This is a genomic window from Paenibacillus sp. tmac-D7 (assembly GCF_006519665.1).
Lineage (GTDB): Bacteria > Bacillota > Bacilli > Paenibacillales > NBRC-103111 > Paenibacillus_G > Paenibacillus_G validus.
Map to the genome: position 1 here is coordinate 197,795 of NZ_VIDW01000002.1, position 19,489 is coordinate 217,283.

General features: G+C 50.1%; 20 protein-coding genes and 2 tRNA genes. 6 read left to right on the plus strand and 16 right to left on the minus strand.

Translation table 11 applies throughout. From position 1 onward, the window contains the following. Nucleotides 1-43 precede the first annotated feature (43 nt). Both FKP33_RS02460 and FKP33_RS02465 read right to left on the minus strand, forming a co-directional pair. Nucleotides 44-229, minus strand: a complete 186-nt coding sequence (locus FKP33_RS02460) for a hypothetical protein (RefSeq protein WP_141333857.1) — start codon at nucleotides 227-229, stop codon at nucleotides 44-46. A gap of 77 nt (nucleotides 230-306) precedes the next feature. Beyond that, complete coding sequence (locus tag FKP33_RS02465; protein WP_141333858.1) at nucleotides 307-2,049, minus strand: S-layer homology domain-containing protein; 1,743 nt, start codon at nucleotides 2,047-2,049, stop codon at nucleotides 307-309. A gap of 240 nt (nucleotides 2,050-2,289) precedes the next feature. Between FKP33_RS02465 and FKP33_RS02470 the strand changes: the two genes are divergently transcribed. Together FKP33_RS02470 and FKP33_RS02475 are read left to right on the plus strand one after the other, a co-directional pair. Further along, nucleotides 2,290-2,652 (plus strand): helix-turn-helix domain-containing protein, encoded by a 363-nt coding sequence (locus FKP33_RS02470; RefSeq protein ID WP_141333859.1) that lies wholly within the window; start codon nucleotides 2,290-2,292, stop codon nucleotides 2,650-2,652. A 248-nt stretch (nucleotides 2,653-2,900) separates the two neighbouring features. Beyond that, the gene (locus FKP33_RS02475) at nucleotides 2,901-3,263 is read left to right on the plus strand and encodes a tyrosine-type recombinase/integrase (RefSeq protein ID WP_230876339.1); all 363 of its coding nucleotides are present in this window, start codon (nucleotides 2,901-2,903) and stop codon (nucleotides 3,261-3,263) included. Between the two features lie 255 nt (nucleotides 3,264-3,518). Here the strand turns inward: FKP33_RS02475 and FKP33_RS02480 are convergent. The 3 genes from FKP33_RS02480 to FKP33_RS02490 all read right to left on the minus strand — a co-directional run bounded on the left by FKP33_RS02480 (nucleotide 3,519) and on the right by FKP33_RS02490 (nucleotide 5,844). Continuing rightward, nucleotides 3,519-3,594: transfer RNA gene (locus FKP33_RS02480), tRNA-Ala, on the minus strand. Nucleotides 3,595-3,683: 89 nt separating this feature from the next. Beyond that, complete coding sequence (locus FKP33_RS02485) at nucleotides 3,684-4,820, minus strand: 5-methyltetrahydropteroyltriglutamate--homocysteine S-methyltransferase (RefSeq protein ID WP_141333861.1); 1,137 nt, start codon at nucleotides 4,818-4,820, stop codon at nucleotides 3,684-3,686. 121 nt (nucleotides 4,821-4,941) lie between these two features. Further along, the gene (locus FKP33_RS02490) at nucleotides 4,942-5,844 is read right to left on the minus strand and encodes a LysR family transcriptional regulator (RefSeq protein ID WP_054796549.1); all 903 of its coding nucleotides are present in this window, start codon (nucleotides 5,842-5,844) and stop codon (nucleotides 4,942-4,944) included. 227 nt (nucleotides 5,845-6,071) lie between these two features. On the opposite strand from FKP33_RS02490, the gene FKP33_RS02495 reads away from it, so the two are divergent. Then, complete coding sequence (locus FKP33_RS02495) at nucleotides 6,072-6,755, plus strand: cupin domain-containing protein (RefSeq protein ID WP_141333862.1); 684 nt, start codon at nucleotides 6,072-6,074, stop codon at nucleotides 6,753-6,755. A gap of 246 nt (nucleotides 6,756-7,001) precedes the next feature. Here FKP33_RS02495 and FKP33_RS02500 read toward each other — a convergent pair whose 3' ends face one another. The 3 genes from FKP33_RS02500 to FKP33_RS27570 form a co-directional block, all read right to left on the minus strand. Then, nucleotides 7,002-7,202: a DUF2642 domain-containing protein gene (locus FKP33_RS02500; protein WP_141333891.1), complete on the minus strand. Its 201-nt coding sequence runs from the start codon at nucleotides 7,200-7,202 to the stop codon at nucleotides 7,002-7,004. Between the two features lie 347 nt (nucleotides 7,203-7,549). Further along, nucleotides 7,550-8,068, minus strand: a complete 519-nt coding sequence (locus tag FKP33_RS02505) for a DUF6933 domain-containing protein (protein ID WP_236595974.1) — start codon at nucleotides 8,066-8,068, stop codon at nucleotides 7,550-7,552. A 501-nt stretch (nucleotides 8,069-8,569) separates the two neighbouring features. Beyond that, nucleotides 8,570-8,737, minus strand: a complete 168-nt coding sequence (locus FKP33_RS27570) for a DUF2281 domain-containing protein (RefSeq protein ID WP_258313359.1) — start codon at nucleotides 8,735-8,737, stop codon at nucleotides 8,570-8,572. Nucleotides 8,738-8,836: 99 nt separating this feature from the next. On the opposite strand from FKP33_RS27570, the gene FKP33_RS02520 reads away from it, so the two are divergent. Beyond that, nucleotides 8,837-9,301, plus strand: a complete 465-nt coding sequence (locus tag FKP33_RS02520; protein WP_181410026.1) for a helix-turn-helix transcriptional regulator — start codon at nucleotides 8,837-8,839, stop codon at nucleotides 9,299-9,301. 473 nt (nucleotides 9,302-9,774) lie between these two features. Here FKP33_RS02520 and FKP33_RS02530 read toward each other — a convergent pair. Together FKP33_RS02530 and nrdR are read right to left on the minus strand one after the other, a co-directional pair. Next, nucleotides 9,775-9,850: transfer RNA gene (locus FKP33_RS02530), tRNA-Ala, on the minus strand. A gap of 140 nt (nucleotides 9,851-9,990) precedes the next feature. Continuing rightward, a complete protein-coding gene (nrdR, locus tag FKP33_RS02535) occupies nucleotides 9,991-10,473 on the minus strand; it encodes a transcriptional regulator NrdR (RefSeq protein ID WP_054797455.1) in 483 nt (160 codons plus the stop codon). 95 nt (nucleotides 10,474-10,568) lie between these two features. Between nrdR and FKP33_RS02540 the strand changes: the two genes are divergently transcribed. Further along, a complete protein-coding gene (locus FKP33_RS02540) occupies nucleotides 10,569-10,793 on the plus strand; it encodes an alpha/beta-type small acid-soluble spore protein (protein WP_054797454.1) in 225 nt (74 codons plus the stop codon). Between the two features lie 90 nt (nucleotides 10,794-10,883). Here FKP33_RS02540 and FKP33_RS02545 read toward each other — a convergent pair whose 3' ends face one another. The 5 genes from FKP33_RS02545 to polA form a co-directional block, all read right to left on the minus strand. Then, nucleotides 10,884-11,459, minus strand: a complete 576-nt coding sequence (locus tag FKP33_RS02545) for a lytic transglycosylase domain-containing protein (protein WP_127608725.1) — start codon at nucleotides 11,457-11,459, stop codon at nucleotides 10,884-10,886. Then, on the minus strand, nucleotides 11,456-12,052 hold the full coding sequence (coaE, locus tag FKP33_RS02550; protein ID WP_054797453.1) for a dephospho-CoA kinase: 597 nt from the start codon (nucleotides 12,050-12,052) through the stop codon (nucleotides 11,456-11,458). The genes FKP33_RS02545 and coaE overlap by 4 nt, the downstream gene beginning before the upstream one ends. Before the next feature lie 39 nt (nucleotides 12,053-12,091). Continuing rightward, complete coding sequence (gene ytaF / locus FKP33_RS02555; RefSeq protein WP_141333865.1) at nucleotides 12,092-12,805, minus strand: sporulation membrane protein YtaF; 714 nt, start codon at nucleotides 12,803-12,805, stop codon at nucleotides 12,092-12,094. A 159-nt stretch (nucleotides 12,806-12,964) separates the two neighbouring features. Further along, nucleotides 12,965-13,828 (minus strand): DNA-formamidopyrimidine glycosylase, encoded by an 864-nt coding sequence (mutM, locus tag FKP33_RS02560; protein WP_054797452.1) that lies wholly within the window; start codon nucleotides 13,826-13,828, stop codon nucleotides 12,965-12,967. A 19-nt stretch (nucleotides 13,829-13,847) separates the two neighbouring features. Continuing rightward, a complete protein-coding gene (gene polA / locus FKP33_RS02565; RefSeq protein WP_141333866.1) occupies nucleotides 13,848-16,583 on the minus strand; it encodes a DNA polymerase I in 2,736 nt (911 codons plus the stop codon). Nucleotides 16,584-16,763: 180 nt separating this feature from the next. On the opposite strand from polA, the gene FKP33_RS02570 reads away from it, so the two are divergent. Next, nucleotides 16,764-17,531, plus strand: coding sequence for an HAD family hydrolase (locus FKP33_RS02570; protein ID WP_141333867.1), 768 nt, complete (start codon nucleotides 16,764-16,766; stop codon nucleotides 17,529-17,531). Here the strand turns inward: FKP33_RS02570 and FKP33_RS02575 are convergent. Then, complete coding sequence (locus FKP33_RS02575) at nucleotides 17,507-19,348, minus strand: GGDEF domain-containing protein (RefSeq protein ID WP_181410027.1); 1,842 nt, start codon at nucleotides 19,346-19,348, stop codon at nucleotides 17,507-17,509. The genes FKP33_RS02570 and FKP33_RS02575 overlap by 25 nt on opposite strands. Nucleotides 19,349-19,489: the final 141 nt, after the last annotated feature.

Below are 19,489 nucleotides of genomic sequence, written 5' to 3' on the forward strand. Positions count from 1 at the left end.
GGAGCCGCGATTGCTTCCATGCTCTCTTTGTTCCACCTTCTGCTTAGCGGTACCCTGCTCGAAGGCTATCTTCCATGCGAGTCGCAATAATAAGCAAAATGCAAGCTACAACCAAAATGATAAATCCGATTCGGACATGCCCTTTTTTCTTCTTGATGATCGCGGTAATGATATATACAATGCTGGAGACTTGGGAAACAGCACCGATGATTTTTAACAATAATGCCAAGGAATACACCTTCTTTCGCTTGGAGTGTCGATGTAAATAGAGGGAGCACGGCGGCTCCCCTGAATTGATTATGAAGTTTACAGATTGATTCGGCGGATTGCTTTGTTGTCGTCGTCGTAGACGATGACGTTCCCCTTACTGTCGAAACTCAATTGACTGATTTTCTTGATCGGATTGCCATCTTTATAAGTCAGGTCTTTGCCGTCAATGAAGGTGGTCAATCTGCCATCAAGACTGACTTCATAGATCGTTGCACCGCTGGATGCGTAAAACTTGCCATTGTAAGCCGCTACTGCATCAAAGGAAATACTGTCTTGCGTAACAATTGTATCTAGTTTTCTCGGGAACAACTGGATTTTTGAAAGAGTACCTTCGTTACCATCGAATACATAAACTTGATTATCGAGGGCGATAGCATCTACTAAGGGTGAGTATTTATATCGACCGCCTATATAGCGAACCCACGTATTGTCAGTTGTTGATGCAATTTCGTCCGCTTGCCCCCCCAATTGTCCGCTATAAATAACAGCGTCATAATGGTCGTTATAGTTCCGATTGGAGCCGCTGAAAATTACTCCTTGATTACTAAAGCTGATGAAGTCGAAGGTGCCTGTTGCAACCCTTTTTGGTATGCCATAAACCGATACTTGAACGTTAGGTGTAAGTTGATAAAGAAGCGAAGCGTAATTTGGACTTGATGCATATTTAATCCCCAAGTAAACACTGTCATTCGCCACATTGTAGGCGAGCTTCATTGGGGTCATATAGTTAAACAGATAGTTCGTAACAGTCTTTCCGTCGGAAGAATTTCCCCAGTTAAAGGTGCTGTCTATGGCCTTAAAAGTCTCTACGGTGCCGTTAGAATTGTTGAATTTACGCACTTTTTTCTTATCTTTGTCCAAGAAGTAAATATTGTTGTTCTTATCAACAACCATGCTATTAACAGCATTGATTTTAGCTATGCTTACAGGCCCGTCCGTATCCCCTTGGCCAATCCCGCCAACCAAGGTATCCACGCTAAATTTTGCCGCTTGAGATGGTTGTTGCGGCTGGCTTGGTGTTGTCGGATTTGTTGCCGGTGGCGTAGGCGTTGCTGGGGTCGTTTGGTTTCCGCCACCTACGCCTTTGTTATCATTACCGTACTGATAAGCCCGCCAGAGAAGCGTTGCCGCCTCAGCTCGGGTAATCGAAGCCTGCGGACGGAATGTTTCGTCCTGATAGCCGGATACCAGCCCATTTTCGACAGCGACAGCGACGTAATCCTTTGCGGCTTCCGAGATACCTGCGTAGTCTTGGAACATGGCCTCAATGATACTCTGGTTCGCAAGGCGGGAAACGTCATATCCTTTGAGCTTCACAAGTGCAACCGTGATATCTTCGCGTAATGCAGGTGCAGTCGGGTTAAAGATGTAGCTACCGTCGGCGGTGCGATAGCCCGTCATGTAATCTTTAACAGCCTCAATGAATGGAGAGTACCAGTCCGTCGTTTTGACATCCGAAAATGAAGAATAGTTTACTTTCTTCGCCTGTAGACCCGATGCTTTGACAATGATTGTTGCGAATTCGGCTCGGGATACCTGATTTTCCGGCCTGAACTTACCGTCCGGGTAGCCTTCGAGAACTTTACGGGACGCCATTTCACTTATGTATTTGCTTGCCCAATGCGTAGTCGGCACGTCTGTAAAGGTGATGGTCGGCGTATTGGACGGTGCATTCTGCAATTCCTCACCATACCCAGGCAGTGCCGCCGATGCCGTTCCGAACAAGCTGAACACTAATATTGCTGTGACGAGTAAAGATGTAATTTTCTTCACTGACATAGGGCTCTTTCTCCTCCTTTGATTGTCTTTGAAAATAGTGACTTTTGATGAAATCAGGATTTTCTCTATTTTTCTATTGGTGATGCCCTCCCTCTCTCTGATGAAAATTGTAGAATCTTGGCAATAGCCAGATAGGCCTATTATACAACGAATTACACTTATAAGTTAAGATATTAAGTGTCACTATGATAGGATAAAAGTCTTGCTTTCACTCTACTAATCTGATGTAGAGGTGATGGCATGGCAGAGTTTATCCATATAGTAGGTGAGCAAATCCGCAAGATACGGAAGCTCAAAGGCATGACGCAAGAGCGGCTGGCGGAGCGATTCGGTCTTAGCTTCAGCTATATAAGTGACGTGGAACGAGGCACTCGTAATATATCGCTGGATTCGTTGGGCAAAATCATCAGTGCATTGGGTGTAAAACCCGCTAAACTGTTTGAGGATATAGAAGAGCTACCGATGCATTTTGGCAGTGATGAAATCCGCACCAAGATCGAGTATTTGAACGCTCTACTGAGTGGGCGTCAAGTTGATGAAGTAGACTTTGTGATTAATGTGGCCCGGGAATTCCTGAACACAATTGACCGCAAGAAACGTTGACGGTTACATTAGAGGTTGGTTTAATCGGCCATATAGGGGAAAAATTGCATACATTTTTCGGAGGCACCACCCTGCTTTTTTAATAAGGGGGGGTCTGCCGTTTCATGCCCCACCCGGTTGCATATGGACTGCTTTCTGCTGTTATACTGCGGACGGCAGTCCTTTTTCTTTTTTTGTGGCATTGTGCATGACAGCGAGGACACTAGCATGGAAGGTGAGAGGCTTCCACGATGACGGGAGGGAATGAGTTGAAAAAACATAAGCGGATCATTGCAAAAGAAAAACTGGCCTGCGGGCCGTTGTACAAAGATTTTAACCTTGTAGTATGTACGAGCAATGGAACGCCAGTCATTCCAAGAAATTTGCTGAGAAGCTTTTATTCAATCATCAAAAAAGCCGAAGTTCCGAAGATCAGATTTCATGACCTCCGGCATACGGTTGCAACGCTGATGTTAAAGGAAGGGATAAACCCCAAGATCGTAAAGGAAATTCTAGGACACTCCGATATCAGAATTACCCTCGATACTTACAGTCATGTATTGCCAAGCATCCACAAAGAAACCGCTCAGAAGTACGGCGACATGCTGTTCGGAAAAGAAAATATGCTTTAACCAAAAAGTTTTGTACTGTATGGCGAGCGTCATGCGGAACGAAACTTTTTGTCGTTTTCACGGGTTTGTGACCATTGTGACCACATCAACCAATAAAATTGTTTTGTGACCACAGATGTGACCACGGCCACTTTATTAGTGAACTCTGAAGCGACCATTAAGATTCAGAAAGTCATCTCTACACACATTAACGACCTCAGAAGCCGATCAGAAAAAAAGAAAAAACCCTTATGTATCAAGGGTTTATCGGCATTTTGGTGGAGCATAGCGGGTTCGAACCTCTGACCTTTGCACTGCCAGTGCAACGCTCTCCCAACTGAGCTAATGCCCCTTATTCTGTTGTGACCTCATCGCTGCCAGCGATGCGCTCCTCAAGACGGTTAGTCAAACTCACCTACTAAATGGAAAATAATTCGTGGATTACTTCCAAATTTCATCCGCAATCTCCTTGATCAAGGCAAGCTTGTTCCACTGCTGCTCTTCCGTCAGAAGATTTCCTTCTTCTGTGGAAGCAAATCCGCATTGAGGGCTAAGGCAAATGTGATTGATATCTACATATTGCGCAGCTTCCCTGATACGACTGATGATGACCTCCCGATCCTCAAGCTCTCCAACTTTGGAGGAATGGAGTCCCAGCACAACCTGCTGGTTTTTCAAATATCGCAGCGGCGCAAAGTCCCCCGCGCGATCCGTATCAAATTCCAGGTAGTAGGCGTCTATGTTATCGATTCCAAACAGAGTTTCCGCGACAGGCTCATAACCGCCCGAGGATGCCCAGGTGGAGTGATAATTGCCCCGGCAGACGTGGGTGGTAATGATCAGATCGTCAGGCAGGCCGGCAATCGCTTCTTCATTGACACGGGCGTACAACTGCGCAATTTCCGAAACGTTAACTCCTTCCTGCTGTCTGGAATCCCAATAGTTCTTGTCACAGAGCATCCCCCACGTGCAATCATCTAATTGCAGGCTGCGGCAGCCGGCCTCATAAAAGGCCAGAATCGCAGCTTTATAGGTCTTCGCAATATCAGCTGCCAAATCTTCCGTGCTGCTGTAAAAAGCATCCGTGCTCGCCTTGTTCTCCGGACGCTGAAGCTCCGCCAGGAATTGTGCGGGAGCCGGAATGGTCTGGCGAGCGATGACATCAGAGCCGGCGACATCCTTCAAGAATTTGAAATGCTCTACGAACGGATGGTAGGAAAATCCGATTTTCCCGTACAGACGTGCAGTTTCCGCTCTCGTCTCCATGCCTTGAAATGGATAGCCTTTTTCTAGGTTCGCCTTTTCCACTCCATCCAGGCCCCACATAAAATCAAGATGCCACCAGGAGCGTCTGAATTCGCCATCCGTCACCGCTTGAAGCCCTACCGATTTTTGCTTCTTCACCAGCTTGATGATTTCCTGATCTTCAATCTTTTTCAACACGTCAGCGGAAATCTCGTTGTTCTGAAATTGGATTCTGGCCTCCTTGAGCGCATGCGGACGCAGGAAGCTGCCGACCATATCATGTCTAAAAGGGGTTGCGGTTCTTTGTTTGGCACTTTCAATCACTATGCTCATTCGGTCTATCTCCTTTAGCTGTATAATTCTATTTGCTATAAGAAAGATAGCACATATGGTTAGTTATACCGTAAGTCCAATTAACTATAACTGGTTATAGCTTAAAGCTATAGCCAACCCATTACTCGATAATGGCCTGATGTAGCGCTTCAATATAAGCCAAGGCGAGCTTGGAGAGCGCAGCATCTTTATGGCTGATCCATCCGACATTGATCGTTTCCTCACACGCCAGGGGGACAGGAATAATCTCATTGCCGTTCAAGTCGGCACTGAGCACTCCTGTAGAAATCGTATATCCGTTCAAACCAATCAACAAATTGAAGAGCGTTGCCCTGTCATTGACGCGAATGCTCTTACTATGCGATAGCGTGCTTAGAATTTCCTCGGAAAAATGAAACGAATTATACTCCCCCTGTTCGAAGGACAGGTAAGGATAGTCCTGAAGCTGATCGACGGTTACGATAGACTGCTTAGCCAGGGGATTATGAACGCTGATAAATATATGCGGCTTTGCCGTAAACAAGCTGGTAAATTTCAGGTTAGCGTCTTTCAGCAATCTGTTAATGACCTTGCCATTGAACTCATTGAGATACAGTATCCCCATTTCACTGCGCTGGGTTTTGACATCCTGGATAATTTCATGCGTTTTGGTCTCCCGCAATGCTAGTTCATATTCATCCTGACCATATTCACGAACCAAATGTACAAAAGCATTCACCGCAAAAGCATAATGCTGCGTAGATACCGAAAAATGCTGAGGCGAAGGCTTGGCGTTCAAATACCGGCTTTCCAGCAGCTCCGCCTGCTCAATCACCTGTCGGGCGTAGCCGAGAAATTCGGCCCCCTCCTTGGAAAGGGAGATGCCTTTATTGGTGCGTTCGAAAATCGTAATATGAATTTCTTCCTCCAGATCCTTTATGGCGTTGGAAAGACTCGGCTGGGATATAAACAACCGCTTTGCTGCCTCATTCATTGATCCGCGATTGGCAACCTCAATCACATATTTCAACTGTTGTAGCGTCAATGGACTTAATCCTCTCTTGGCTTCGGTCAATTCAATGTGAAGCGTGAATGATATGTATTTTCCTCATTATATACTAAATTCAAAGGACAGCTGGCGTCATTTAGCTGCACGGCCTAAACATGGCGAATACCTTCAAATATAATAAACGGTGCACTTTCATCCGGGAAGATACATAAGATAACCCATAAGTCAAAAGCCTAATGATTAAATGAAGGGCGGGGAATAAAGTGGCGGTTTCTTATATGGACTTTTCTTCACCATCCGTACAGTTTTCGTATGATTTAAACAACAACCCATTTTTCAAAAAGGATAGCCGGAATTTTATTAATTTTCTTTCCATCAACCAGCTAAACACATTAGGAAATGTGTCCCTGCTGGACATTTATCTTAGCAAGGATAACGTAATCGAGCCCCACATCCATCAAAATGCTTCAGAATTGGTATACTGTATTTCAGGCGCGGCTGTTGTCTCCTTGATTAATCCGTTTACGAAAGAGCTTCTTAATTTTCCAATCCAGCCGGGCCAAGTGGCTAATGTGCCTCAGGGATGGTGGCATTATGAAATTGCTTCGGTCGACAACACGCATTTATTGGCCATATTCGATGCGCCAGTTCCGGAATTCATTGGCGGATCCGACCTGTTGCGATTAACGCCAGCGAGTGTGTTTGCCCATACGTATTGCCTCAATGAAGCAAAAGTGAAGGATACGCTGGCACCCATTACAAAAACAGTTGTCATCGGACCGCCTAGCGATTGCAAGCCAAATCAGGTCCAAGGAAAAGCGGCTCATCCAGCCTATTCGAACCGGGACTACAACCAGGCACAGGGTCACCCTCATCGTCCAAACTTGGATGACCGGCAGCAACAGCCCGTCATCGGTAATGGCTGGAAATATGACGGGCGAAATTGAGTTTGCAGTTTCTGGACACGACGCACAACAAAAACCACTTCGGATGAAGTGGTTTGATTTATCCATCTCTATCAACTGCTTATTACGGGAGCTTTGCCAATGAACATCGAATCGCGAAACTGTTTGTACATAAACGCTGCCAGATCGCTTCTGCCAAGTTTCGTACCATCAGCTCCACGACCATAATAACCTGACTTCACTTTGAGAAAGACGCCTGATTTAAGCCAAAGCGCCTCACTCGATTTCTTACCGATAAGAAGCTAAAGGTCCTTCAAAATATACGATTTGTGAAATTCGAATATGAAGAGAGCGGTCTTCTAAGTTTATTTGGAAGTGATCCACCGCCACACCTGCATTTATACCTTCGATTCTCCCCACAGTCGTCATTAACGCCATTCTTTGGCCTTGATGGCGACTTAAGTGTTGCACAAACACAGGGGCCTCCATTTCATAATAACAAAATCGTGGAAAATTCGCTAAAGCTATATTATGCAAGATGCCCGCCTCGTTGGAGCCGTCTTGTTTCCGCAGCGGATTTATTTGTCCTTGGAGTCGCCCTCAGGAATGGTGTGACTGGCATTCCAGCAAGGAACATACCAGTTGTGCACCGACCTTTAACCTATGTAGGTACATTCTTTCCTTTTTCCAGATTCACAATGAAATTATGCTTTTCCTCCCAATCCCATAATCCCGCCTTATTCTGTTCGTCCATCCGGTATTGGAACTGCTCGATTGCTATAAGTTCCCCGGATCGCAAGATTGAGGGAGGTTTGGCTTAAACACGATAGATTTAATCATTCAACATCTATATATTGCAACGCATCATACATGGTTTCACCCGAATATAGCTTCGGTAATTTCAGGATAACAAATCTGTTCAAGAAGCGATTCACTTGATCAATTTTCGGATCACCATACTCATCGATGTTGCCTTCCATCTCGTATTGTGCGACCATTATCATTTCGTTGATTTGACCAATTATGCTTCTGTCGCTTGTCGGGGTATAACTAACATCTCCACAATTTAGTAAATATTTATCAACCAATACTTGTTCCATTCCATCTGCAAGCAAATTGTCGGAGATTTGCTTTACGATCAAGTCATCGAATCGTTTAAAATCAACCTTCACCAAACCAAACATCACAAAATTGTATCTTGTTTCGTTATTCATAACCAATACACACTTTCGGCGACTAAATGAAAATAAATGAGCATGCCAGCAATACAGTGGATTAGAATGTTTCGGCTTCTCAATTAACAAGGGAACACCCAGTTCGCTTGCCAGCTTTTTTGTACATTGTACTGTGATCATTGACAGTTACCTCATATCATGAACTTTTGAGTTCCAGTATTCAACAAATGCGGTATAACTTGTAACTGAAGTAAAGAACGGAATATGCTGATTAACAAGCAGCTTGTAGGAATTGACATACGGGACATGATACACATTCTCTCTTTTATGTTTAATGCCATTTATCCAAACGACTGCTTCGTCTTCGTTAACCTCAAACACGAGAATGACTTGATACAGCCCCAGCCTTGCCCATTGTCCTTTCAATTTGCCTGTCAGGATTGGTTTGGCGGTAAGAGTTGGTGTAAATAGCAGTCGTTAAACGATTCCAGATAAATTCTTTCCTTCACGTCCGGCGGATAGGCGAGAATTCTGCTGAGTTCATCCAAAGCCGTTTGCGTCCAATAAACGCTATACGTTTTGTTCATGCTCAAATTCCTTGACCTTGCTGCGCAAATAGTCAAGTCCCGCTTCTTTACTGTATATGCGCCCATGTTCACGATCTTCGCGGCTCTGCTCGACTTATCGAATGAGATCAGCATCCTCCGCGAGCGATGCGACATCCAATTGTTCCAGAACGGCTCTTTCCCGTTTCATATTCAAATACCCGATAAAATCATAAACTTCGATTGCGTCTTGTTCGGGGATTTGATCGATCATTCTTTTCAGTTCTTCCCGGTCTACACTCAACCCGTTCACCGCCTTTCCATACACCAACAACAGATTATTCCCATTATACCGCAAATGGAGCGGAACTTAGACAGAAAGATGCCATCAGGTCGCCAGACCATGGCATCTTCTAAAGCTTCGATGAGGATAGATAATAACGGTTGCCTTTGTCGCCGCGCACGTGCCCTCGTGTCGGCGAGAAAAAAGTCATGCCAGGCAATCTACCTGCCTGACTCTTCTTTACCGCACGTTGCCGCTAATACGGACAAGTCGTTTCCTTTGTGTTGGCAACAGAGCAAATCGAACAAAATCGATTTACGCGGGATGAATCTAAAAAATTATGTGAAGGGCCTCATTGAAAAAGCTGGGGTCTCATTGAATCCAACCCTACCTAAGGGAACTTTCAACCTGACTCCCCGTGAACGTGAAATTGCCTTATCGTCTATGACCAGTTCCTCGATCGCTGAGATGGCCGAACAACTTCATGTGACGGAAATCACCGTCAAAAAGCATTTGGGCAGGATTTATGAGAAAGCTGGAGTAAAAGGAAAAACTGAACTGATAAAGAAACTGATGAGTCTTTAAAAATCAGGGTATGTAGGTTGGAAATAAGTAAAAAAAACTACAGCGGAATAACCATACAACAGAGGTTTTCGACCTCTGTTCACGAACAAACAATGACCATGAACGTTTTTTCCGACAGACGAAGACGCGTCATCGTCGGATGACAGGTCGTCGTAGCTGGAATGAATACATACTTCGAAATGGCGAATATATTGTGCTTGTCGACGATGCACTGCGACAGAAAGACTTGTCTGACAGACTAAGTCTTGTTTCTTATGAGAATTACAAACAACAAAAACAGCATTGGAATAACCGACTAAAAGAAAGCGTCCTTCGCCGAAGGTTCAGAAAAAATCCACTGGCTTACCTACAAGAATTTGAAAATAAACACAGTGTGATGGTTATTCCGCTGTAGAAAAAGAAGACCGACTCTTCAGGAGTTACCGCCATACCAAAAAACGCAGCCGCTCTGGCTGCGTTAATTTAATAGATATTGGTGGAGCCAAGGGGGATCGAACCCCTGACCTCATCGCTGCCAGCGATGCGCTCTCCCAGCTGAGCTATGGCCCCAAATTTTCCAATTAATTCAATCACTTACTTTAAGGTAGTGCATTTGCCAAGTTTGGAATCTCAGCTGAGCTAATGATCCGTGTGGCGACAAAAAAGATAATAACACAGAGGAGCTAAGCTTGTCAACGCTTTTGCGTTAATTAATTTTTCCCGCCTTCGCCGCCGACATGATGCTTGCCGAGCAGCTCGTTAAGCTCCTTCATGAACATGTTGATGTCCTTGAATTGTCGGTACACGGAAGCAAAGCGAATGTAGGCCACTTCGTCCACGGGGTACAGCTCGCTCATGACGATTTCGCCGATATCGCGGCTGTCTACTTCGGCGTGGGCGGTGTTGCGCACCTGCTTCTCGACTTCGGAGACGATCATCTCGAGACGCTCGACCGAAACCGGACGCTTCTCGCAAGCGCGGATAAGGCCGCGGAGCATTTTCTCCCGGCTGAATTCTTCCCGGCTGCCGTCCTTCTTAATGACGATCAACGGAGTCTCTTCCACCATCTCGAACGTCGTGAAGCGCTTCGTACATTTCTCGCATTCGCGGCGGCGGCGTATCGATTTATTTTCATTAGCGGGGCGGGAGTCAAGCACTTTCGTCCCGGGATAGTCGCAATAAGGGCATTTCATCGAATTTCATCCTTTCAAGTTTCCAGCGACTTCCTCACATGAAGATCGCCATTACGCACATAATAGGATTACCAACGACAAGGAGGTGAACAGACATGGGTGCAGGTCAATCCCGCAGCAGCAACGTTTTGGTAGTCCCTCAAGCAAATGCAGCGTTGGATCAACTGAAATACGAAGTAGCACAGGAACTGGGTATCGCCATTCCTCAGGATGGTTACTACGGTAACATGGCTACTCGTGATACTGGTGCAATCGGTGGTCACATCACACGACGCCTGGTACAAATCGCTGAGCAGCAACTAGCCGGTCAATTCAAATAATAACACGTTTTGAGGAATACGCAAGAAGTGTCGGACAAGGCTCCCGCAAGGGCTGCCTGTCCGATGCTTCTTTGCATTGAAAGGTCGGGACTAACCCCGGCTCCATTCGTCCCCGTACAGTTTATGATATTTGTTATAGTAGTACATCACGCGTTGAATGTAATGTCTCGTTTCACCGTAAGGAATTTGATTGGCGTTCTGTAACGTACCGTCCCACGCCTTCTCCTGCAGCCATCGGCTGACTTTGCCATGCCCCGCATTGTAACCCGCGATCATCGCATGCATATTTCCGCCGAATTGTTTGTCCATCCAGTGCAAATACCACGAGCCGAGCTCGATGCTGACCGCCGGGGTGCCTAATTTTTTCTTATACTCGGTGTCAAACGGCGCTTTCTCGATAATCCAATTCGAAGTGTCGGGCATCAGCTGCATCAAGCCGTAGGCTCCCTTATTCGATTCGGTATCCGGCTTATAATTGGATTCAACACGAATGATTGCCGCAATCAAGAACGGATCAAGCTCATACTGAAACGCGTTCCGGCGAATGTCGTCTTCATAATGAATAGGGTACAATAGACGTCCGATGAACGAGCTGCTCAAAAATAAAAAAATGAGAAAGGTCAGCAGCAATATGGCGAATACCCGCTTCTTGCGCCAAAACTTCATGTAAGCCCCCTTTCCTTCCAGAACGCCTCGATTTGCTTTTCCGTTTCTTCCAGCGAGCCTGTATTATCGATGACAATGTCCGCCAGTCGCCGTTTCTCTTCAATCGGCATTTGCGATTGAAGCCGCTGCTCCGCTTGCTCCGGCGATAACCCGTCGCGGGCCATCAGCCGCATCAATTGTACTTCGCGCGGAACGTACACGACCATGACCCGCTCCACCATCGACTGTAAGCCGGATTCGTACAGCAGCGGAATATCCACGACTACCAGCCTGTCCGGAAATTCATTCTCATAAGCCCGCATCCGCTCGCGCATCGTTGCGCGAATGGACGGATGCAGCAGACCCTCCAAGTCACGGCGCGCCTCGGGGTCGCCGAAGATACGCTCGCCAAGCTTCTTGCGGTTGAGCGAGCCGTCCTCCTGCAGCAAATCAGCCCCGAAACGTTCAATGACCTTCGCCAGCACGGGCGTGCCCGGCTCAACCACTTCACGGGCGATGCGGTCCGCATCGACAAGCAGTGCGCCGCGGCGGACGAGCATGGCGGCCACCGTGCTTTTCCCGCACGCGATGCCGCCGGTTAATCCGATATTCATCGTAAGATCCCTGCCTATTCCACCATATCAAGAACGTAGTTATAACAATTTCATGATGCCCATCACGATCAAAACAAATCCGGGCAGCACCGACAACCGGCGAACCCATTTCATCTCTGCGTACCGAAACCCGATTCTCAAGCCGAATCCGAGAAAAATGCCGCTCGACAGCGTAATGACTGCCGCTGTGAGCCAGGGCGTAAAGCCGATCAACGCGGCCCCGATCCCTGCGCCAAACGCATCCAGAGACAGTGCCAGACCAAGCAGCGTCGCCTCGTACGCCGAGATATTGCCGGAACGGTCCATATCGGCGATCGACGGCTTCCGCAAGATTTGGATAACCAGGCCGAATCGCTTCAGCTCGATGTACACAATCTCTTTCGCCGTGACCGCAACTGGCGGCGCCTCGCTTGCTTCAGACCTCCCGGCTGCCGATACGGATTCCTCTCCATCGTTAGAATCCAGACCTGGATCCTCATCCTTTTTTTGCATAAACAGCTGATACAGCGCCCACACACCGATGCCCATCAAGATGAAAGCGCCGATATCCTTGGCGACATTCGGATGAACGTAACCGCTCATCCATACGCCGATTTGCATCGAGAGCAAAATAATCAAGCCCGAGACGCAGCAAATGATCGCCACCGACAAGAACGGTATCCGAATTTTGCGCAGCCCGTACGTGACGCCGACGCCGAAACCGTCCAAACTGACGGCAAGCGCCAGCAGCATTAATGAAAAGACCGGCAGCATGCTCTTTCCTCCCAGCTAGAAACCGTCGAAGTTAGCGGCGGTTCAATCGTTGTGCAACGACGCAGTCAGCCCTAAAGCTTATACCTCGCGAACGTCTCACTGGTTACTATATGGGAGTTCTGGGCGGGTGGTGCATCATTCGTTCATAAGCGGCCGCCGTTACGCTTTGGTCTTGCCGCCCGAGCTGCGTTTGCGTTTCAACGGCTGGCACTTCGGGCAGTAGTGCGTGCCGCGTCCGGCCACGACCTTCTTCTCGATGTGCTGCCCGCAAGTAGGGCAAGGCTCTCCTTGACGGCCGTACATGTTGAACTGGTGCTGAAACATCCCAATCTCGCCTTGTCCGTTCACGAACGATTTGATCGAGGAGCCGCCGGCCGCTACCGCATCGCGCAGCGTCGACACAATCGCCTCATGCAGCTTGGCCCATTCGGACGCGGACAACGAGTTCGCTTCCCGCTCCGGATGGATGCCGGCCCTAAACAACGATTCATCCACATAAATATTCCCAATGCCGACAATGTATTCCTGATTGAGCAGGAGCGGCTTAATTTTGGTCGTCCGCTTCGCGAGCCGGTCGGTCATCGCCTTCAGCGTGAACGCCTCGTCGAGCGGCTCAAGACCGAGCTTGCGCAGCGGCGCCTCCTGCAAATCCTGATCTTTGGCAAAAATATGCATCGTGCCGAACTGTCGCACATCTTTATACCGCAGCTCGCTCCCATCCGTGAAATGAAACACGACATGCGTATGCGGCTCAAGGGGTTCGTCTGAACGGTAAACCCCGTATCGGCCTTCCATCCGCAGATGGGAGACGAGCGTATAATGATCGAAGATGAAGCGTAAAAATTTCCCGCGCCGCTCCACCGAACGGATCGTTTCACCAACAAGCAGCGCGGCGAAAATTTCGATGTCGTCCGGATGCTGAACGATCCGCGGCAAGCGGACGGTCACCCGTTCGACGGTTTTGCCTACAACAAGCTGCTGCAGCGTGCGGCGGACCGTCTCGACCTCAGGCAATTCCGGCATGATGTTGTGTCCCTCCCGATTATTTCGCTTCGTACCAATTCGTGCCGCTGTCGACGTCGACCTTAAGCGGCACGTCCAGCTGGAGCGCCGATTCCATGACTTCCGCCACCATGCGCTTCATCGACTCCAGTTCCTCTTCCGGCACTTCAAGCACCAATTCATCGTGTACCTGCAGCAGCAAGCGGCTTCGCACGCCTTCTTCCAGCATGCGCCGATCCAGCTGCACCATAGCCAGCTTGATGATGTCCGCGGCAGATCCCTGGATCGGCGAATTCATCGCGGTTCGTTCCGCGAACGAACGGATGTTATAGTTGGACGCCGTAATCTCCGGCAAATAGCGGCGGCGGTGGAGCAGCGTCGTGACGTAGCCGTCGGTCCGCGCCTTCTTCACAATATCTTCCATATATTGGCGAACCCCCTGGAACACGGCAAAATATTGCTCGATAAACTGAGCCGCGTCTTTACGGGTAATGTTCAGGTTCTGCGACAAGCCGTAATCACTGATGCCGTACACGATGCCGAAGTTAACGGCTTTCGCTTGACGGCGCATATTCGAGTCGACTTGCTCCTCCGCCACGCCGAACACGTCCATCGCCGTCTTCGTATGAATGTCCATATTGTTGCGGAACGCTTCAATGAGCCGCGCATCCTGTGAAATGTGCGCGAGCACGCGCAGCTCGATCTGCGAGTAGTCGGCCGTCAAGATACGCCACCCCGGTTCGGATGGTACGAACACCTTGCGGATTTTGCGTCCTTCTTCGAGACGGATCGGGATGTTCTGCAGGTTCGGGTATTGGCTGCTCAGCCTGCCCGTAGCCGCGATCGTCTGCCTGTAGTACGTGTGCACCTTGCCGGTATCGGACCGAACCTCTTTCAGCAGCCCTTCCACATACGTGGATTGCAGCTTCGCCAGCGTGCGGTAATGCAAAATTTGAGCAACGACCGGGTGGCGGTCCTGCAGCTTCTCGAGCACCTCGGCGTCGGTGGAATAGCCGGTCTTCGTCTTCTTCACAACGGGCAGCTGCAGCTTCTCGAACAAAATTTCGCCGAGCTGCTTCGGCGAATTGATGTTGAATTCCGTGCCGACCGATTCATAGATGCTCTGTATAATCTGTTCGACCCGTCCGCTCAATTCGGCGCCGTACGCCTTCAGCTCCTCGGTATCGACCTTGATGCCCTTCTTCTCCATCGAAGCCAATACAAGCGCAAGCGGGAGCTCAAGCTCGTAGAACAACCCGTGCATTTCGCTGGCCTCAAGGGCCGCCATCAGCTTCGGCGTCAGCCGCTGCACGGCTGCCGCCTTGCGTCCCATGAAGCCGGCCAGTACGTCCTGCTCCGGCACCTGGAACTTCGCCCCCTTGCCGAACACGTCTTCGTCGGCAGGCAGCGCCGGCAAGCCGTAACGCGACGTCAGACCGGACAGCGTCAGCGTAGACTCGGTCGGATCGAGCAAATAACCGGCCAGCAGCACGTCGAAGGCCACGCCCTGCAGCTCGAGGCCTCTCCACCAAAGAGCGACGACTGCCTTATGCAAGTCGTACACGGTGATCGACTTGCCTTCGTCGGCCAGCCAGGCGCGAACTTCGCCGGCGCCATCCCCCGTCAGCACGTCGAACGGAACGTAGTGCACGCGGCCTGACTCGGCGCCGGAATCCTCCTGCGCTTCGGAGGAGCCTCCCGCATCGTCCGCCTCATAGAACGCGATGCCGAGCACCTCGGCCGTATGCGGATTGTCTCCGATCACTTCGACGTGGAGCGCTTTTACACGCGGCAGCGCAGCGATAAGCTTGTCCAGCTGCGACTGATCGGATACCCGCACCGTCTCCACGGAAGCGGCCGGAGCCGCTTCCGTCCCGTTCTCAGACGATTCGTCTCCGCCGACACCGACGCCATGCAAATCGAGCCGTTCCAGCAGCGATTTGAATTCCAGCTTGCGGAACATCTCTCCGAGCGCCTGCTTGTCGTAACCCGCATAAGAGAGCGAATCGAGCTCCATATCGACCGGCACCTCGCGGTATATGGTCGCAAGCTCCTTGCTCATCCGCGCATCGTCGGCATGTGCGGCGACCTTCTCGCCCATCTTGCCTTTGATCTGCGATGCATGCTCCAATACGTTTTCTACGGTCCCGTATTCATGCAGCAGCTTGAGCGCCGTCTTCTCGCCGACCCCGGGAATGCCCGGAATATTATCGGACGTATCGCCCATGAGTCCCTTCAAATCGATGATTTGCTGCGGTTTCAGCCCATACTTCTCGTCGATATGAGCAGGGTCGAACAGCTCGATCTCGCTGATCCCCTTCCTCGTCAACGCGATATGAACCTTGTCGGAGGCGAGCTGCAGCATATCTTTATCCCCTGTCACGACGACGACTTCCTTCAGCTCGTCCTGACCCTCGGCCAGCCGGGTGACCGTACCGATGATATCGTCAGCCTCGTATCCTTCCAGTTCGAACTGTTTGATCCCGAACGAAGCAAGCAGCTCCCGCAGCAGCGGGAATTGCTCGGTCAATTCCGACGGGGTCTTCTCCCTCCCGCCTTTATATTCCGCATAACCTTTATGCCGAAACGTCGTCTTCCCCGCATCGAACGCCACAAGGAAGTGCGACGGCTGATGTTCCTCTAACAATCTCAATAACATGGTCGTAAATCCGTAAACCGCGTTCGTGTGCAGCCCTTTCGAGTTGCTGAGCAGAGGAAGCGCAAAAAACGCACGATACGCGATACTATTTCCATCGATCAAAATAAGCTTGGACAACGATTACACCCCATTCGCAGGCAGACTACCTTCTACCTACATGATAGCATACGACTCCAGAAGAAAAAAACATAAACGAAAGCGGACGGAACAGGGGTGACCCGGGCTAAGCTCGCATAAAATGAACTAACTCGCTCCTAGCCGCGCTTTGCGTTCGCATCGCGCCAGGAAACCGGAGGGATGAAAGTGACTGAAGACAAACCGCTTAGCGGAAAGCAAGCCGTATTCTTCGATGTCAATCAGACGTTGGTCGTGCGGGGGCTCAGCTTTGAAGCCAGTTTTCGCGAGGTGTGGAGCCGCTACACGGCCCGTTGGAGTACTGACGACACGCCGGACGCCGGGCAATTATGGCAGGCCTATATCGGCAAATGGCATCATCGCAAGAAGGCTCGCGCCACCTTCAAGCAGCTTGACGAACTGCAGCAGCAATGCTTGCGCGAAGCGTTCGAGGAACAGCAGATTCCGTTCTCCTCCGCGATGACCCGTGATTTTATGAAGGAAGTGCTGCAGCTGCAGGTCTCTGCCAAGACCATGCCCCCGCACACGCTCGAAACGCTTGCCGCGCTCGCTCCGCGCTGCAAGCTCGCGATCATCAGCAACAGCCCGCGCGCCGAAGTGATGCTGCTGCTCCAGAGGTTCGGCCTGCATCCGTTCTTTCCGCAGGAACGCATCTACACCGCCCTCAAGCCGGCGGACAAAAAGCCCGCCCCGCTCTTGTTCAAGACAGCGCTGCAGGCGCTGCAGCTCCCTCCGCGACATGCCGTCATGGTCGGCAATTCGTGGAAGCACGACGTATGCGGAGCGGTTAAAGCCGGGCTCGACGCCGTATGGCTGCACGAGGACAGCGACTCCGCGGCGGAGGACAAAAAAATTTCCCAGCACCGGCTGGGAAAAAGAAAAGTGTATTTAATCCAGCGCCTGGATCAGATGCTCGATTTGTTCCCTTGATGCGCAGGCTGCGGATCAGCGGCGGGAGCCGTCGCCTCCGAGCCGATGCAGTCGCAGTAATACACGCTGCCGCGATACGCCTTGGACAGCTTTTTCAGCCGGGCCGAGACCTGTGAAATTTGCTCGGGCGTCACGCCGAGCCCGGACTTGCAGACGACCAGCGCTAACGACAATGTCACACCACCGCTCTCCATCCGATTGCCGTGCCGGTCTTCGACGTAAGACCAGTTGTCTACTTCATAAAACGCCCGAACGCCCCGGTCAAAACGCTGAAGGATGTCCGTACATAACAATTCCGGGTTGGAGGTGCCGCTCATGGCAATGAAATCGTCACCGCCGATATGTCCGACAAAGTCATCCGGGATGCCGGCAAGGTGGATCGCCTGTTGAATGCAATCGGCCGTAAACTGAATCAACTGGTCGCCCTGATGAAAGCCGTAACGGTCGTTAAACCATTTGAAGTAATCGAGGTCGGCATAAATGACCGAGAAGTGACGGCCCTCGGTCAGCCTCCGATTCAGCTCGCGGTTAATCTGTAAATTACCGGGCAATCCGGTAAGCGGACTGGCGACTTTGGCATTCTCCATCTTCACATTCGTCATGCATTCCAGAATGGTGCGGATGGAGGCGGTGCCAAGCATGCAGCCTTTCGACGTGACGATGACCAGATCGTATAAATTACGAATATCCCTGGATGTGGCAAGCCGCGAAACCCATTCTACCGGCGTATGCTCCTCAACGATTAAGGGCCGAACGTCCATGATTGAATCGATCGGCCGATTCCAAAAGAGCGAATAACCGTATTGCCCGGCCAATTGCTGAAATAACCGATCGCGCATAATAAGGCCGACGGGCTCGCTCCCAGTCGTCACCACCACACCTTGGGCGTTTACATGTTCTTTGAAGTAATTGGCTACGGTCGAAATCGGTGTCTGGGCGTCGAACGTCGGGGAGGGGGAACTCAGCTCGCCAATGCTTAGCACATGCCCTGACATCTCGAGCTTTTTGCGGTGTGAGACAATATGCTGCCGAAGCTCGGGAGTTAGATCCGCCGGTTCCTTATCAGGACGTCCCAGCAAGAAACCTTGTCCGTAATGGACCCCCATCAGCGTAAGCTTCGTCAGCTCCTCCTCGGTTTCTATCCCTTCGGCGATCAAATAGACGCCGAGCTTCTCGGCGAACGTCACCATCGTTTCAAGGATATATTCCTTCGTTTTGTTCCGATGCACGCCGGAAACGAGAGAACGGTCCACCTTGATATAATCCGGGTGCAATTCGGCAATGGCCTGCAGCGACGAGTAACCTGCCCCCGCATCGTCGATGGCGATCCGGTAGCCCTGCTTCCGGTAGTGATCCAGGATATGCTTGGTCTTCTCAAAATCTTCAATCGAGCTGCGCTCCGTAATTTCGAACACGACGTTAGCCGGTGTGAGACCGCGAAGGCGCAGCAGCTCTAGCGTTTGCCCCGGGGCAAACAAAGGGTCGTTCAAGATGTCCGCCGACAAATTCAAAAAGAGCTGCTGCTTCCCGCTGCGCAGCGTGACGCTTCCGATCGCATTCGACCGCGCCAGCCTATCGAGCGGGTACAACAAGCCTTCTTGTTCGGCCAACTCAAACAACGACAGCGGGGAATGAAGCGCACTCCGTTCCGGTCCGCGCGTTAAAGCCTCGTAACCGAGGACCTCCCCGTCGCTCAAGGAGACGATGGGCTGATACACGGAGCGGATGTTCTTCGAGTGCAACAGGTCGAGAAGCTCTTCCCGCAGCGCTCGCCTCACTTCCGCTGACGACTCGATCAAGTTTCGGTCTGCTGCCATATCCATCCCTACTTATCGAATTGTAGTCTTATTCTACATTCACTATAACATAGGACCTTCAACCTAGTATTAAATGGAAACGACAGCGCATGTTAAAATATTGTAAATTAATGCTTCTTGTATCCGTCACCGGTTAAACGG

Bases quoted from the DNA above. Each gene is read 5' to 3' on its own strand.
- FKP33_RS02465 (WP_141333858.1), bottom strand. From the start codon at position 2,049: ATGTCAGTGAAGAAAATTACATCTTTACTCGTCACAGCAATATTAGTG.
- FKP33_RS02470 (WP_141333859.1), top strand. From the start codon at position 2,290: ATGGCAGAGTTTATCCATATAGTAGGTGAGCAAATCCGCAAGATACGG.
- FKP33_RS02485 (WP_141333861.1), bottom strand. From the start codon at position 4,820: ATGAGCATAGTGATTGAAAGTGCCAAACAAAGAACCGCAACCCCTTTT.
- FKP33_RS02500 (WP_141333891.1), bottom strand. From the start codon at position 7,202: ATGGAGGCCCCTGTGTTTGTGCAACACTTAAGTCGCCATCAAGGCCAA.
- FKP33_RS02505 (WP_236595974.1), bottom strand. From the start codon at position 8,068: ATGATCACAGTACAATGTACAAAAAAGCTGGCAAGCGAACTGGGTGTT.
- FKP33_RS02520 (WP_181410026.1), top strand. From the start codon at position 8,837: ATGGCATCTTCTAAAGCTTCGATGAGGATAGATAATAACGGTTGCCTT.
- nrdR (WP_054797455.1), bottom strand. From the start codon at position 10,473: ATGAAATGCCCTTATTGCGACTATCCCGGGACGAAAGTGCTTGACTCC.
- FKP33_RS02540 (WP_054797454.1), top strand. From the start codon at position 10,569: ATGGGTGCAGGTCAATCCCGCAGCAGCAACGTTTTGGTAGTCCCTCAA.
- FKP33_RS02545 (WP_127608725.1), bottom strand. From the start codon at position 11,459: ATGAAGTTTTGGCGCAAGAAGCGGGTATTCGCCATATTGCTGCTGACC.
- coaE (WP_054797453.1), bottom strand. From the start codon at position 12,052: ATGAATATCGGATTAACCGGCGGCATCGCGTGCGGGAAAAGCACGGTG.
- ytaF (WP_141333865.1), bottom strand. From the start codon at position 12,805: ATGCTGCCGGTCTTTTCATTAATGCTGCTGGCGCTTGCCGTCAGTTTG.
- mutM (WP_054797452.1), bottom strand. From the start codon at position 13,828: ATGCCGGAATTGCCTGAGGTCGAGACGGTCCGCCGCACGCTGCAGCAG.
- FKP33_RS02570 (WP_141333867.1), top strand. From the start codon at position 16,764: ATGAAAGTGACTGAAGACAAACCGCTTAGCGGAAAGCAAGCCGTATTC.
- FKP33_RS02575 (WP_181410027.1), bottom strand. From the start codon at position 19,348: ATGGCAGCAGACCGAAACTTGATCGAGTCGTCAGCGGAAGTGAGGCGA.